This is a genomic window from Pontibacter sp. HJ8 (genome assembly GCF_054824225.1).
Genome location: NZ_JSYF01000024.1, coordinates 1 through 13,222, shown reverse-complemented (window position 1 = coordinate 13,222; position 13,222 = coordinate 1). Strand labels below are relative to the sequence as shown.

General features: G+C 52.4%; 14 protein-coding genes. 8 read left to right on the top strand and 6 right to left on the bottom strand.

Features of this window, described 5'->3' with window-relative positions; genetic code table 11:
* Positions 1-158: 158 nt before the first annotated feature.
* From OB13_RS01290 to xerD, 5 genes are all read right to left on the bottom strand, one after another.
* Positions 159-1,190: a quinone-dependent dihydroorotate dehydrogenase gene (locus OB13_RS01290; RefSeq protein ID WP_461488333.1), complete on the bottom strand. Its 1,032-nt coding sequence runs from the start codon at positions 1,188-1,190 to the stop codon at positions 159-161.
* Between the two features lie 227 nt (positions 1,191-1,417).
* Positions 1,418-2,488: a M48 family metallopeptidase gene (locus OB13_RS01285; RefSeq protein WP_461488332.1), complete on the bottom strand. Its 1,071-nt coding sequence runs from the start codon at positions 2,486-2,488 to the stop codon at positions 1,418-1,420.
* A gap of 2 nt (positions 2,489-2,490) precedes the next feature.
* Complete coding sequence (locus OB13_RS01280; RefSeq protein WP_461488331.1) at positions 2,491-3,462, bottom strand: YjgN family protein; 972 nt, start codon at positions 3,460-3,462, stop codon at positions 2,491-2,493.
* A gap of 228 nt (positions 3,463-3,690) precedes the next feature.
* The gene (locus tag OB13_RS01275; RefSeq protein WP_461488330.1) at positions 3,691-5,340 is read right to left on the bottom strand and encodes a beta-N-acetylhexosaminidase; all 1,650 of its coding nucleotides are present in this window, start codon (positions 5,338-5,340) and stop codon (positions 3,691-3,693) included.
* Positions 5,341-5,527: 187 nt separating this feature from the next.
* A complete protein-coding gene (gene xerD / locus OB13_RS01270) occupies positions 5,528-6,427 on the bottom strand; it encodes a site-specific tyrosine recombinase XerD (protein ID WP_461488329.1) in 900 nt (299 codons plus the stop codon).
* Between the two features lie 224 nt (positions 6,428-6,651).
* Here xerD and aroQ point away from each other — a divergent pair, with 224 nt between their 5' ends.
* The 6 genes from aroQ (at position 6,652) to OB13_RS01240 (ending at position 10,584) form a co-directional block, all read left to right on the top strand.
* Positions 6,652-7,104: a type II 3-dehydroquinate dehydratase gene (aroQ, locus tag OB13_RS01265; protein WP_461488328.1), complete on the top strand. Its 453-nt coding sequence runs from the start codon at positions 6,652-6,654 to the stop codon at positions 7,102-7,104.
* A gap of 83 nt (positions 7,105-7,187) precedes the next feature.
* Complete coding sequence (locus OB13_RS01260; protein ID WP_461488327.1) at positions 7,188-8,249, top strand: aminotransferase class V-fold PLP-dependent enzyme; 1,062 nt, start codon at positions 7,188-7,190, stop codon at positions 8,247-8,249.
* A gap of 39 nt (positions 8,250-8,288) precedes the next feature.
* Complete coding sequence (locus OB13_RS01255) at positions 8,289-8,855, top strand: MarC family protein (RefSeq protein ID WP_461488326.1); 567 nt, start codon at positions 8,289-8,291, stop codon at positions 8,853-8,855.
* A 170-nt stretch (positions 8,856-9,025) separates the two neighbouring features.
* A complete protein-coding gene (gene rnhA / locus OB13_RS01250; protein ID WP_461488325.1) occupies positions 9,026-9,490 on the top strand; it encodes a ribonuclease HI in 465 nt (154 codons plus the stop codon).
* 40 nt (positions 9,491-9,530) lie between these two features.
* Positions 9,531-9,812, top strand: coding sequence for a hypothetical protein (locus OB13_RS01245; protein ID WP_461488324.1), 282 nt, complete (start codon positions 9,531-9,533; stop codon positions 9,810-9,812).
* A gap of 52 nt (positions 9,813-9,864) precedes the next feature.
* Positions 9,865-10,584: a tRNA1(Val) (adenine(37)-N6)-methyltransferase gene (locus tag OB13_RS01240; RefSeq protein WP_461488323.1), complete on the top strand. Its 720-nt coding sequence runs from the start codon at positions 9,865-9,867 to the stop codon at positions 10,582-10,584.
* A 2-nt stretch (positions 10,585-10,586) separates the two neighbouring features.
* Here OB13_RS01240 and OB13_RS01235 read toward each other — a convergent pair whose 3' ends face one another.
* Positions 10,587-11,948: a saccharopine dehydrogenase family protein gene (locus OB13_RS01235; RefSeq protein WP_461488322.1), complete on the bottom strand. Its 1,362-nt coding sequence runs from the start codon at positions 11,946-11,948 to the stop codon at positions 10,587-10,589.
* 126 nt (positions 11,949-12,074) lie between these two features.
* On the opposite strand from OB13_RS01235, the gene cdd reads away from it, so the two are divergent.
* Positions 12,075-12,560: a cytidine deaminase gene (cdd, locus tag OB13_RS01230; protein ID WP_461488321.1), complete on the top strand. Its 486-nt coding sequence runs from the start codon at positions 12,075-12,077 to the stop codon at positions 12,558-12,560.
* Between the two features lie 205 nt (positions 12,561-12,765).
* Positions 12,766-13,222: alpha/beta hydrolase (locus OB13_RS01225; RefSeq protein ID WP_461488320.1), on the top strand; the 457-nt coding region annotated here is incomplete at its 3' end.

The window sequence follows — 13,222 nt, the reverse complement described above, 5'->3', positions numbered from 1 at the left end:
GCCCGCCGCACAGGCGAAGCTATACAACAACGCCAGGTTGAAGTCAGATGAAACCGCAGCTACGAAGCAAGGTATAGACATAGAAAGAGCTATACCTGCACATAGGCCAGAGGCCCCACGATAGCAGTCACGAGCAGGGACGCTCGCGCCATGAAAATCTACCTGCCCAGCAACTTCTTATTGATACTGGAAATCAACGCAGGACCTTCGTAAATAAAACCAGTATACAGCTGCACCAGGTCGGCGCCGGCGTCCAGCTTTTCCACGGCGTCCTCCGCTGTCATGATACCGCCCACACCGATGATCTTGATATGCTGGGGCAGGTGCTGGCGCAGGTAGCGGATGATCTCGGTGGAACGCTGTGTCAGGGGTTTTCCGCTCAGGCCGCCGGCCCCGATCTCGGATACCCGGTTGGTAGGCGTGTGCAGGCCCTCCCGGCTGATGGTCGTATTTGTTGCGATAATGCCACTCAGCCCGGCAGCGACGGCAATCTCGATAATATCATTTAATTGAGCTTCATTGAGGTCCGGTGCGATCTTGAGCAGCAGGGGTTTTGGCTTGGGCATGCGGCTGTTCTGCTCCTGCAGGGCCATCAGCAGTTGCTGCAGTGGCTCCTTTTCCTGCAGGGCGCGCAGGTCCGGTGTATTGGGCGAACTCACATTCACCACAAAGTAATCCACTACCTCATACAGCGATTTGAAGCAATACAGGTAGTCGTTGAGGGCATCTTCGTTTGGTGTCACCTTGTTTTTGCCGATGTTGCCGCCCACCAGGATGTTGCTATTACGCTCCCGTAACCGTTGCACAGCCGCTTCCACGCCTTCGTTGTTGAAGCCCATGCGGTTGATGATGGCCTGGTCTTCGGGCAGGCGGAACAGGCGTGGTTTGTCGTTACCTGCCTGCGGCTTGGGTGTGAGCGTGCCGATCTCGATGAAGCCGAAGCCCAGTTCAGCCAGTTCATCCACCAGTTTAGCGTCCTTGTCAAAGCCTGCTGCCAGCCCGACGGGGTTGGGAAACTTCAGGCCAAACAGCTCCCGCTCCAGCCGCTTATCCTGCACCCGGAACATGCTGTTGCTGATGCTTTTGGCAAAAGGCAGGCTAAAGGCCGTCCGAAGGGCATCGGTGGTCAGGTAATGTACTTTCTCGGGGTCTAACTTGAACAGTAACGGGCGAAGGAGGCTCTTATACACGGCAGCGGATTTGGTTGGTTTGCTGCTGACAAAGATAGAAAGCGAAAACTTACCATGCTTGGGAATTCTGGCATGCGGAATAGTCTGCACAGACCCCGTGGTGTCTTCCAGGCCCGTGTGTGCATAAAAGACCGGCCGCTGCAGAACAAAAACCAGGTATAGCTACGGCTGTTAGGGGAAACACGCGTGGGAGCTGCACACACCGCGAGGTCTTTTGTGCACTGTTGTTACTGTTTCAACTTTTCCCAGGCAGCTTCCAGGGTAGGGTTTGGTTCTGTTTTATACCTGGCGTTGTTTATCTGGCTCTTCACCTCCTCGACACGATCCTCCGTATCGGGGTGGGTGCTCAGGAAAGCCAGCATGTCGGGATCGTCGCCCTGCTGCAGCCGCTCCAGCAGCCAAACCATTCCCTGCGGGTTCAGCTGGTTTTGGCGCAGCAGCTCCAGGCCAGCTTCGTCGGCCTCCTGTTCCAGGCTGCGGCTATACTCGAGGTTGCGCAACGTGGAAGCATTATCCACGATCACGGTGGCAACGCCACTCACGTCGCCAAAAAGCAGCGAGGCCAGCATGTAATAGGAAAGGCTGCGGGTCATGGCACGTAGCGAGTGACGCCCCTGTACGTGCGCCAGCTCGTGTCCCAGCAGGGCCGCCAGCTCTTCGTGTTTTTCCATTTTGTCCAGTATACCTGCATGCACCACCACAAAGCCCCCGGGTATGGCAAAGGCATTTACCTCGTCACTGGAAACGACAGTTGCCTTTATCGGGAAATCGGTTTGGGTATGCAGGCTGTTGAGGTAGCTGTTCAGCGCGGCTGTCTTTTCGTCATCCACGGTATAACCCCGGAGCATCTGTTCATACAGCTGTTCTCCCAGCTGCCGCTCATAGGTATGCGGAAAATGCAACGCAGCCCGGTCAGCGAGTGCCGGAACGCCCCACACGATGAAAGCGACCAACAGGGACAGCAGCAGCACCCCTAAAAGGGCGATGCCGGTACAGCCCAGGTTAAGCACGGCTTTATAATTGGATTTCAGGAAGGCTGCCCCGCTGTACTGCTGCTGCAGCGCCTCCTGAAACCGCTGGTCTACGACCGAAATACTTTGATGGGGATGATGCCCATAGCGAAGGACCGTGATGCTATCGTTGAACTCAGACGGATGTATACCTGCCAGTTCCCAATACAGCGTACCGCTCCCCTCCCCCATATCCTGTTCGACCCTGATCCTGCCAGGCTCTAATGTGATAAAGGAGGGAATGCCTTTGGAGCTTTGCCCGTTATAGTATTTCCCTTCAAATGTCATGTTTAGATTATCCCGATGTCCATCATATCGGACATACTTTCATACATGGCTGAATCATACCCTTCTTCTGTCTGTACCAGCGCATCGGCGTCAAAATGGCCGCTCATAACGGTTTTGTGCATGATGAGCGACATGGTACGCGTAGTAGCCCACGGTATGCCCAGCCCCAGGGTAAAGACTACAATGAACAGGTTCCCCACAGTCAGCTTCAGGACTTCCCAGCCGGTTACACTGCACTGCAAACGACAGTATTTATCATCCTGCAACACTACGATGTTGTTGGTGAAGAATTGCAACAGCTCTTTGGCATACCAAAACAAGTAGATACCCAGTGTAAAGATCGATAAAAAATAGCCCTTAATGTGGATCAAAAGCAGGTCCGCCCCGTCCCCAACATACCTCAACCGCACATTGCCAAAGCGCACATTGTCTATCATCTCCTTGCGGATCTTTACCACGAACCAGGGGCCGTAGATGCCGAATGTGATCACAGTCAGAAAGGTGCCAACCAGATAAGTGGATACCATATCGGAAAGTTCGCCTCGGTAGCCCATGTAAATCCCACGCCAGCTGGTACGGGAAGTGCGGTAATTCATCATGCCATGCAGGGCAACGGGAATCAGTACCAAAAGCCCTACCAGGAAGATGAAGATAAAAAGGACTTTGACAAACGGTACGTCTGCGAAGGCTCCCAGGACCAGAAAGGAAAAGAGCAGGGCAAATATGCCCATCCCTTTTATAAAGCCAATGAACATCTCCTTACCGGTGCCATGAAAGGTGAAGGGACTACCGGCCAATTCGGTTCTCCGGTACAGGTATTGCAGGGTTTTGGCCTTCGCCCAGGGGTAATACAGGCCCAGCGTGACCAGCGTCAGGAGGAAGTTGACGATTTCGATAGCAAAAAGCTCAGAGCCCTTGCCGGTAAAAGAAAAAGCGGTGGTTTTTTTTTCTGTTTCGAGTAAAGTTGTTGCCATAAAGAGGGTTAAAAGGAGTTAAAAGGTAGAGCACAGGCTGTTATGCATACACAACCTGTGCTATTTGGTCCTCTAAATATAGAAAATATTAAATATATTCTCCCTATAACTTCTTCTTTTGCAATAAATTAACTCGGGCCACCAGCCGGACCAAAGCAACCACTCCGCTGGAACCTTTCCAGCTCTAAACTGGCCTGATGTTTAGGGTGTACACAGAAATCTCACCTTTTACTTCTCTGCCGTCCACTGCTCGAAATTGCGGAAGTAATGGCTCTTCCAGTAGGTATAGCGGGGGATGATGGCCGTGTTGAGCCTTCTTTTGAAATCCGCATAATCCTTCTTCTCTCTGGGCGACCACAACACCTCACTCAGTGCTGTCATCCGCGGGAAGATCATATATTCTACTTTTGCCGGATTGCCGATGTACTCGGTCCAGACATTGGCCTGTGCCCCGATGATGTAATGGTCCAGGTTGAGTTTGCGCAGCGTATCCGGTACGGGTTCGAAGGCGTACACGGCGTCTACCGGATTGTAACCATGTATGGACAGGCTGTCGTTCGGGTCCTTGGACTGGTAATGGTCAAAGTAGAGCGGCTTGCCCGGCGCCATGATCACCTGATGGCCTCTCTTGGCGGCAGCTATACCTTCCTTCTCCCCGCCCCAGTTCATGATCAGGGTAGAAGTGTTCAGGTCTCCTTCCAGGATCTCGTGCCAGCCGATTACTTTCTTGCCCTTCGCGGCCAGGTAGCCGGCCACCTGCTCCACAAAATAGGTCTGCAGGCCCTTTTCGTCTTTCAGGTTGTGTTCTTTGATGAATTGCTGCGATACCGGATCGGCTTTCCACCACTTCTTGCTGGTTTCGTCGCCACCCAGGTGGAAATAAGCGGACGGAAACAAATCCGCCACTTCATGAAACACCGTCTCCAGGAACTTAAAGGTAGCCGGGTTGGGCTGCAGCACGTTGTTCTGGCGGTTATACATGCCCCAGGTAGTGGCTACATTCCAGGTGGTATCAGGATGTGTGCTGAACTCGGGATAGGCGGCAATGGTAGCGCGGCTATGGCCCGGTATATCGATCTCAGGTATAATGTTGATTCCCCTCACAGCCGCATAGCGAATCACCTCGCGTACCTCGTCTTTGGTATAGAAGCCGCCGTAGCGGGTGGTATCATACCGGGCCGGTTCCGCTTTGAAATGCCCGATCAGCGTGGAATCGCGCCAGGAGCCAATGGAGTTCAGCTTCGGGTACGACTCGATTTCGATGCGCCAGCCCTGGTCGTCGGTCAGGTGCCAGTGAAAGGTGTTGAACTTATGGAAGGCCAGGTAATCGATGTACTTCCGGATAAACTCCAGCGGGAACATGTGCCGTACCACGTCGAGGTGCATGCCTCTGTAGGCGAAACGCGGGTAGTCTTTGATGGTCACATCCTTGATCTTCGCCTCCTTCACCTGCTTCAGAGGGAACAGCTGCAGCAAAGTCTGTATGCCGTATACCATGCCGCCGGTATCCTGGGCCCGGATGGTCACATCTTTCCCGGATACGGTGAGCGTATACATCTCGGCTTTGTCGATGGATTCGGTATCGAATAACAGGCGGATGTTGTGGCTTGCCTTGCTCATCGTCTGGTCGCTTGCCTGCGACTTCAGTTTCAGGCCTGTCTGGGCAGCCAGTATATCTTTCAGATAGGCCGCCTGGTCTGCAAACTGCTTGTCAAATACGATCTGGGCTTTGCCATCGATGGTCACATGCCCTCTGCGCTCTTTGATAACTTCCACAGGCTTGGGGGTGATGTCGTCCGCAGACTGGGCTGTGGATAACACAGGTATAGCCAGCAACATTAGTACGATGAAAAGTATACGGTATCCGGTTTGTAACATGAGGGTGCTAAAGGTATAAGGTTGGGAATGTGTTGCTGTATGACTTATTTGGAAACGGATGGTTTAACAGGTATAGTATAGGTTCTTCCAGTTGACCGGAACAAGTCCTGGCAATGGCAGTAACGGTGAGTGCAAAGCACTCGCGCTATACCTTCCTAAGCTTACTAATTTCCAAAATTCTAACTTTCTAACTTCTAGGATGATAATCCTTGATCACCTGTTTGAGGTAATCCCGGTCGAGGTGGGTATAGATCTCGGTGGTGGTGATGGACTCGTGGCCCAGCATTTCCTGCACGGCCCGCAGGTCGGCGCCGCCTTCGATGAGGTGCGTGGCAAAGGAATGCCGGAAGGTATGCGGGCTGACCGTTTTCTGTATACCTGCTTTGGCTGTCAGGTCTTTGATGATGGTAAACACCATCACCCGCGTGAGTTTGGCGCCCCGGCGATTGAGAAACACATAGTCTTCGTGGCCTTTCTTGATGGTGAGGTGGCAGCGCACGCCATCGCGGTATAGTTGGATGTGCTTGAGTGCATCACGCCCGATCGGCACCAGCCGCTCCTTGTCGCCTTTACCGGCCACTTTCAGAAAGCCCATGTCTTCGTAGAGGTTGCTCAGCTTCAGGTCCAGCAGCTCCGATACCCGCAGCCCGGAGCTGTAGAGCGTTTCCAGCATGGCCCGGTTGCGCGTGCCCTCCGGCGTAGAAAGGTCAATGGCAGCCAGCAGCTGCTCTATCTCATGAAAGTGGAGCGTGTCGGGCAGTTTGCGGTTCAGCTTGGGCGCTTCTATGGTTTCTGTAGGATCGGCGGTGAGCATATCCTCCATGATGAGAAATTTGTAAAAAGCCCGTATACCGGACAGCGTACGTGCCTGCGAATGCGGTGTCATACCCAGCTCCACAATCCACTCCAGGAACTCGCGCAGCACCGGCGGCGTGATCTGCTCGGGCTGTACCTGCAAGCCCTTGAAAGCCAGAAATTCGTTTAGTTTCCGGATATCGCGCAGGTAGGCTTCTACTGAGTTGCCCGAAAGCGACTTCTCGAGACGCAGGTACTGTTCGAATTGAGTTATGCAGATTGACCACTTCATGATGCTTCGTTCCTCGTTTTGCTGTGAACCGCTCCACGCGCGCTTCAGTATATGCTGTATGCCCGGCAAACGGTCCTTGCCACTACCAGACCTGTATTGCCCCTATTTATTCATTGATTTAGCCGGAAAGGAGCTAAACCATCAAAATAATATGTAGGCAAAGATAGTTAATACTTAAATTGCAGCCTCTGATTTTAGCTGAAAACGCATTATATCCGCACACGATGAAAATACTGATTCTGAATGGCCCTAACCTCAACCTGCTTGGCGTCCGGGAAAAATCTGTCTATGGCACCGAGTCTTTTGAGTCCTACTTCGAAGAACTCCAGGCGGCATTTCCGGCCATGGAGCTGACTTATTTCCAGTCCAACTCAGAAGGCACCCTGATCGACAAGCTGCATGAGGTAGGCTTCAGCTACAAAGGCATCGTGTTCAACGGCGGCGCCTATACCCATACCTCTGTTGCGCTCTCCGACGCCATCAAGGCCATAGAGGCACCGGTCATTGAAGTGCACATTTCCAATGTCTATGCCCGCGACGCCTTCCGGCACAAGAGCATGTTCGCTCCTTTCTGCAAAGGAATCATCACAGGATTTGGTCTGGATAGTTACCGCCTGGCGCTGCAATACTTTGAGCGCATGAAACCCAAGCAGATCGGTTTCAGTTCTAAAAAGTAATGGTGTCGCAACGCTGAAAATCATTCACTAAATAATTGGTATTTTATATAGTAGGCATACTATACTTTTTTTATATTTCCTTCATGCTGAATTTTTATCCAGGACCATCCAAGCTATACCCGGAGGTGCGCACCTATCTCACAGATGCATACGATGAAGGTATTCTGGGGGCTCCGCACAGAGGAGAGCAGTTTGTGCAGCTTTCACGCACCGTGGTAGGCTCGCTCAAGCGCCGGCTCAACATTCCTCAGGACTATTATATCTTTTTTACCTCCTCGGCCACCGAGTGCTGGGAGATCCTCATCCAGAGCCTGACCAAACAGAAGAGCTTCCACATCTACAATGGTTCTTTTGGGGAAAAGTGGTATGACTACGCCAAAAAGCTGCGACCGGCTTCGGAAGGTATACGCTTTGACATCAACGAAGCATTGCCGGTCGAGGCGCTCGATATCAGCACCGACACCGAACTGATCTGTTTTACGCAGAACGAGACCTCCAACGGTACTCAGGTATCTGCCACCTCCATCCTGAACCTCCAGAACCGCTACCGCGACACGCTGATTGCGGTGGATGCCACTTCTTCCATGGCCGGCCTTAACCTGAAGCTCATCAAGGCAGACATCTGGTTTGCTTCGGTGCAGAAATGTTTCGGACTGCCGCCGGGGCTGGCCATACTCGTATGCTCTCCCCGCACTATTTTCAGGGCCAAGCAGATGGCCGAACGCAACCACTACAACAGCCTGGTGTTCCTCTACGAAAAGATGCTCAACTACCAGACCACGCATACGCCTAACATCCTCAACATATACCTGCTGAAGCGCATGCTGGAGGACCGCCCCTTTATCAAGCAGCTGGACCAGGACCTGACGGACCGGGCCAATGCGCTCTATGAGTTCTTCGGACAGTTTACCGAGTTCAAGCTGCTGGTAGAAAACGAAGAAGTGCGTTCTAAAACCGTACTCACCCTGGAGGCAAACGAACGCTTGGTAGAAGATATCAAAAAGCGGGCCCTGCACCATAACATCCGCCTGGGCAACGGCTACGGGCCCTGGCAACGCAATACCTTCCGGATCGCCAACTTTCCGGCCATTGGCAACGAAGAGTACGAAGAGCTGAAACGCTTTTTCCTGAATAATTACGCATAAGTATTCTACCTTTGCGGCTTCATCAAATTCAGGCACCTTATGTTCAGTTTTAAGGAAATTGCTTCGGTTACACTTATCCTGTTTGCAGTCATTGATATTCTGGGCTCCATTCCCATTATCATAGACCTGCGCAAGCGCGAAGGCAAAATAGAATCCGAGAAAGCCACCATCATTTCAGGTGTGCTGATGATCGCTTTCCTGTTTGTAGGCGACGGCATCCTGAAGTTGTTTGGCATCGATTTCCAGTCCTTTGCCATGGCCGGTGCCATCATCATTTTCCTGATCGGCCTGGAAATGATCCTCGGCAAAGATCTCTTTCACTCCGACCCGGACGTGAAAAGCGGCTCCATTGTGCCGTTGGCTTTCCCGCTCATTGTGGGGGCCGGCACCATGACGACGCTGCTCTCGCTGCGGGCTGCCTACTCGCTCCCCAACGTATTGGTCGGCATCATCCTCAACCTGATATTTGTGTATATCGTGCTGAAGGCCTCCGGCTGGCTGGAGCGGAAACTCGGCAAAGCCGGCGCCAACGTACTCCGCAAGGTGTTCGGCGTGATCCTGCTGGCTATTGCCATCAAGTTGTTCAAGACCAATCTGCCGATATAGTTTTGAATGAGTGATTGAGTGAATGAGTGAATAATTTAGCATACATAAAGGCCTCCAAGCCTGAGGTTGTGAAATAACACAATCGCTCATGCACTCTCCACAATTAAAAATACATTCATTCACGATCTCAAATTCACGCATTCACTCACTCACACATTCAAAATTAATACATGATCGAGCTTTTTACAGATGGTGCTTCGCGGGGGAATCCTGGTCCCGGAGGGTATGGCACGATCCTGCGCTGGAAAAACCACGAAAAAGAACTGACTGCCGGCTTCCGTAAGACGACTAACAACCGCATGGAGCTGCTGGCCGTGATCGTAGGACTGGAAGCGATCACGAAGCCGGGTATACCTGTTACTGTGTATTCGGACTCGAAGTATGTAGTGGATGCTGTGGAAAAGCGCTGGGTATTTGGCTGGCAAAAGAAAGGGTTCGCCGGTAAAGCCAACGGCGACCTCTGGGCCCGGTTCCTGCGGGTGTACCCCAAGCACAATGTAAAATTTGTCTGGATACGGGGGCACGCCGGTCACCCTGAAAATGAACGCTGCGACGAGTTGGCTGTTGCCAGCGCCCTCTCTCCTAACTTGCTGATTGATGAGGGGTTTGAGTCAGGGCTGTATAATTCGAAGTAATGATTATTGCGTAATGACTCATGAGTAATTATACCTTTAAATGATCGCGTTAGATGGAGTAGTAGCGGTATTTTATGCTACAATGGCATTGTTGGTAATTGCGCTTATCACTTACTTTATAGTTGGGGTACTCGTCATTTTGAAAAGACAAAAGCTTGTAAGTGCTGCCTACTTTGCTATAACTCCAATGATTTTTCTGGTAGGATTGGCTTTAACCCGTATCTTCAATAGCCCTGACTTCATTATTACTTCAGCAGCTGTTATTATTCTATTCAACAGTTTATTCCTGTTAGGCACCCGACGGTTCCAGAAGAGAGCCTAATTACCCATTCTTAATTCTTAATTCTTAATTCTTAATTCCTCCCAATTCTCTCGTGCCCAACACCTACTTCCAGTTCAAGCAATTTCGGATAAACCAGGACCAGTGTGCGATGAAGGTCTGTACGGATTCCTGTGTGTTTGGAGCTTACGTAGAGGTGAGCCAGGCGCAGCGCATACTCGATATCGGAACCGGAACCGGACTGCTGGCCCTGATGGTGGCCCAGCGCTCGCAGCAGGCAGGTATAGAGGCAGTGGAGATCAACCCGGAGGCGCAGGTACAGGCGGCCCAAAACTTTGCGGAAAGCCCCTGGCCGGCGCGTTTGCAGCTGCACCCCATGCCCCTGCAGGATTTTGCGAAGGAGTGTAGTCAACAGTATGATGTCATCCTTTCCAACCCACCGTTTTTTCTGGCATCGCTCAAATCGGATAATGCCGCTAAAAATGCAGCGAAGCATACGGGCGATCTGCTTTTTGAAGATATCCTGACGTTTGCGCAACAGCACCTGACACCGACAGGAAAGCTATACCTGCTCCTGCCGCCCGCCGAAGCCCTCCATTTTGAAAACCTGGCCAGGGCACATGGGCTATACGTGCACGAAACGCTGGAGGTATACACCCGCATAGACGGCAAATGCATCCGCCACATCCAGACCTATATCTTTGCCCCGGCAGACTCTGTCACCGTAAACAAGCTGGCTATTCGGGAAGCTGACGGCACCACCTATACCGTTGCTTTTTCAGATCTTCTCCGGGAGTATTACCTGATCTTCTGAGGCTATCCTCTCTCCGGAGCGGTTGACCTCACCTGCTCCTGCTCCACAAAATCTATTCCGTAGGCTTTCAGTTCCTCCAGAACCGGCTCGTAGAGCTCCGGATGGATGGGTATGATGACGCCACTTTTCCTGATCCTGCCCTGCAGCAACAGCTTCGCCAGTATGCCTACCGGAAGCCCCACCGTTTTGGCCATGGCCGTATGTACTTCATCATCCCCGAGCACGACCAGAGAAGAAGTCAGCTCATGCTGCTCTCCCTCCAGTTCGTACTGAAACAGGTGCTGCATCACGATCATGTCTTTGTCACCGGGCTCCAGCCGCCATTTGCCAACCAGTATCTTTTCCAGTACCTGTGCCGGCGTAGCTGCTTTCAGACCGACAGGTGTTTCTTCAAACAGCCCAAGCCACTCCAGCTTTTGCATCACCTCCCCTTCTGCAGGTATAGCCAGGTAGCGGCTCAAGCGCTGTTGCAGGCTTTCGGTTGCTGATGCGGCAGGTGGCAGAAAAGTCTCCAGGAAGCTGCGGCAGGTCATACTTTCAGTGCCCTCCAAGGTATAGCTGTCGTCGGTGAGGCCCAGTTGCACAAATACATCCCAGGCGGTACAGTAGCCCTCGCGACGAAGCGTACCACGCAACATGGTAGGGATGTCCTGGAGTCCGTATGGCTCCCGGTAGGAGAGCGAGTCGCGGTTGGCATAGCCGTCGAAGTGGCCGTAACCTTCCACGAATAGCTTGTCGGTGCGCCGGAAAAGCTGGTGGTACGGAATGTACTTGTACTCTCCGTTCTGGATATACCTGGCTGTGCCTTGGCCTGCCAGCACGACATTGCGCGGATTCCAGCTGAACTTATAATTCCAGGGGTTGTTGTCTGACTCCGGTGCCACCAGTCCGCCGGTATAGGATTTGAAGGACGTGATCTTCCCGCCCATCGTCTGCACCCGCTCTATCACCGCCATGGCAGACATGTGGTCTATTCCCGGGTCTAAGCCCGACTCCATCAGGATGGTCAGGTTCTTCTGCTTTGCCTCTTCGTGCAGTTCCAGGAAGGCCGGCGTGACATAAGATGCCGTGATCAGGTGCTTTTCCTGCTGCAGGCACTCCCGCGCTACCTCGATGTGAAAAATTGCGGGCAGCAGCGAAATGACCAGGTCTGCCTGGCGCACTTCTGCTGCACGCTGTGCCGCGTTGTGTACATCAAATACAATCGCATCGGCATAGTCGAGTGCTGCCAGCTTGGCCTGCAAGTGATCCACCGCGATATCCCCGATGGTCACGTGCCAGCTTTCGGCAGGAGCATTATCAAGCAGGTATTGAATCAGGGAAGAAGCAGAGCGGCCGGCGCCAAGGAGGAGTATTCTTTTCATAGCGTTGGGTGGTTTGGCCTGAATTTAGCAAATACAGCCTGCAAGGCAAACCCTTTGCATTGTTTTATCAGAATATTGCGTTAAATTTATAGCCCTTTTCTAATTTTTATACCTATCAGGTCTTAAATGGCAAGTGAGCTAAATATACATATCTGCATCGACGTCCTCGACTCGGCACAGGAACTCAGTGAACAGGAACGTCAGGCGATAGAGCTGGCACAACAGGCCGCCGCCGATGCCTACGCTCCTTACTCCAACTTTTTGGTGGGCGCTGTCCTGGTGCTTGAAGACGGCACGATGTTCAAAGGCAACAACCAGGAGAACGCAGCTTACCCGTCAGGGCTTTGTGCCGAGCGCACCGCCCTTTTCGCCATGAGCGCCAACCATCCCAACAAGAAGATAAAAATGATCGCGGTGATGGCGCGCAGAAGAAGCGAGACGCATTTTTTGTCGGCCATGCCCTGCGGTGCCTGCCGGCAGGTAATGGCCGAGTATGAGCACAAGCAGCAGGAAGCTATACCTGTACTGATGCAAGGCCCGGACGGAACCTACTACCGTTGCCGCAGCGTGAGCGACCTGCTTCCCTTCCAGTTCACCAAAGACGACCTTTAATAGAGTCACGAGTTTTGAGTTCTGAGTCACGAGTTCTCGATAGTGAGGCTTCTGTTTTTACTTCAGGATAGGCAACTGCTTGAAGCCAGCAAGGGAGTTTAAGAGTTGAGGAGTTTGAGGAGGTATGACTCGTAGGGACAGGTCGCGACCTGTTCAAATCGTGCACCTAACAATTTAACCATTCAGCAATTTAACAAGCAAGCACATGCAGGAAAACAAGCTGATCGTGCCGCGCACTGCCCGCTATTATACCTTGGGTACGCCTTCTGCGCATACCCGACAGCTCTGGATCGTGTGTCACGGCTATGGTCAACTGGCCCGCTACTTTCTGCGTCACTTTGCGGTGCTCGACGATGGGGCGACTATGGTAGTGGCTCCTGAAGGTCTGTCACGTTTTTATCTGGATGGCTTTTCAGGGCGTGTGGGTGCTACCTGGATGACCAAAGAGGACCGCCTTTCCGAAATAGACGACCAGGCTACCTACCTGAACCTGTTGCTGCAGGAGCTCCTCAGCCAGATCCCGGCTGATGTTCGGGTAACGGTGCTGGGCTTTTCGCAGGGAGGTGCCACCGTTAGCCGCTGGCTGGCTTCCGGTAATGTGCCCGTACACCGGCTTATACTTTGGGCCGCCTCCTTCCCCGAAGATATTGATTTTACTATTG

Bases quoted from the DNA above. Each gene is read 5' to 3' on its own strand.
- OB13_RS01285 (WP_461488332.1), bottom strand. From the start codon at position 2,488: ATGACATTTGAAGGGAAATACTATAACGGGCAAAGCTCCAAAGGCATT.
- OB13_RS01280 (WP_461488331.1), bottom strand. From the start codon at position 3,462: ATGGCAACAACTTTACTCGAAACAGAAAAAAAAACCACCGCTTTTTCT.
- OB13_RS01275 (WP_461488330.1), bottom strand. From the start codon at position 5,340: ATGTTACAAACCGGATACCGTATACTTTTCATCGTACTAATGTTGCTG.
- xerD (WP_461488329.1), bottom strand. From the start codon at position 6,427: ATGAAGTGGTCAATCTGCATAACTCAATTCGAACAGTACCTGCGTCTC.
- aroQ (WP_461488328.1), top strand. From the start codon at position 6,652: ATGAAAATACTGATTCTGAATGGCCCTAACCTCAACCTGCTTGGCGTC.
- OB13_RS01260 (WP_461488327.1), top strand. From the start codon at position 7,188: ATGCTGAATTTTTATCCAGGACCATCCAAGCTATACCCGGAGGTGCGC.
- OB13_RS01255 (WP_461488326.1), top strand. From the start codon at position 8,289: ATGTTCAGTTTTAAGGAAATTGCTTCGGTTACACTTATCCTGTTTGCA.
- rnhA (WP_461488325.1), top strand. From the start codon at position 9,026: ATGATCGAGCTTTTTACAGATGGTGCTTCGCGGGGGAATCCTGGTCCC.
- OB13_RS01245 (WP_461488324.1), top strand. From the start codon at position 9,531: ATGATCGCGTTAGATGGAGTAGTAGCGGTATTTTATGCTACAATGGCA.
- OB13_RS01235 (WP_461488322.1), bottom strand. From the start codon at position 11,948: ATGAAAAGAATACTCCTCCTTGGCGCCGGCCGCTCTGCTTCTTCCCTG.
- cdd (WP_461488321.1), top strand. From the start codon at position 12,075: ATGGCAAGTGAGCTAAATATACATATCTGCATCGACGTCCTCGACTCG.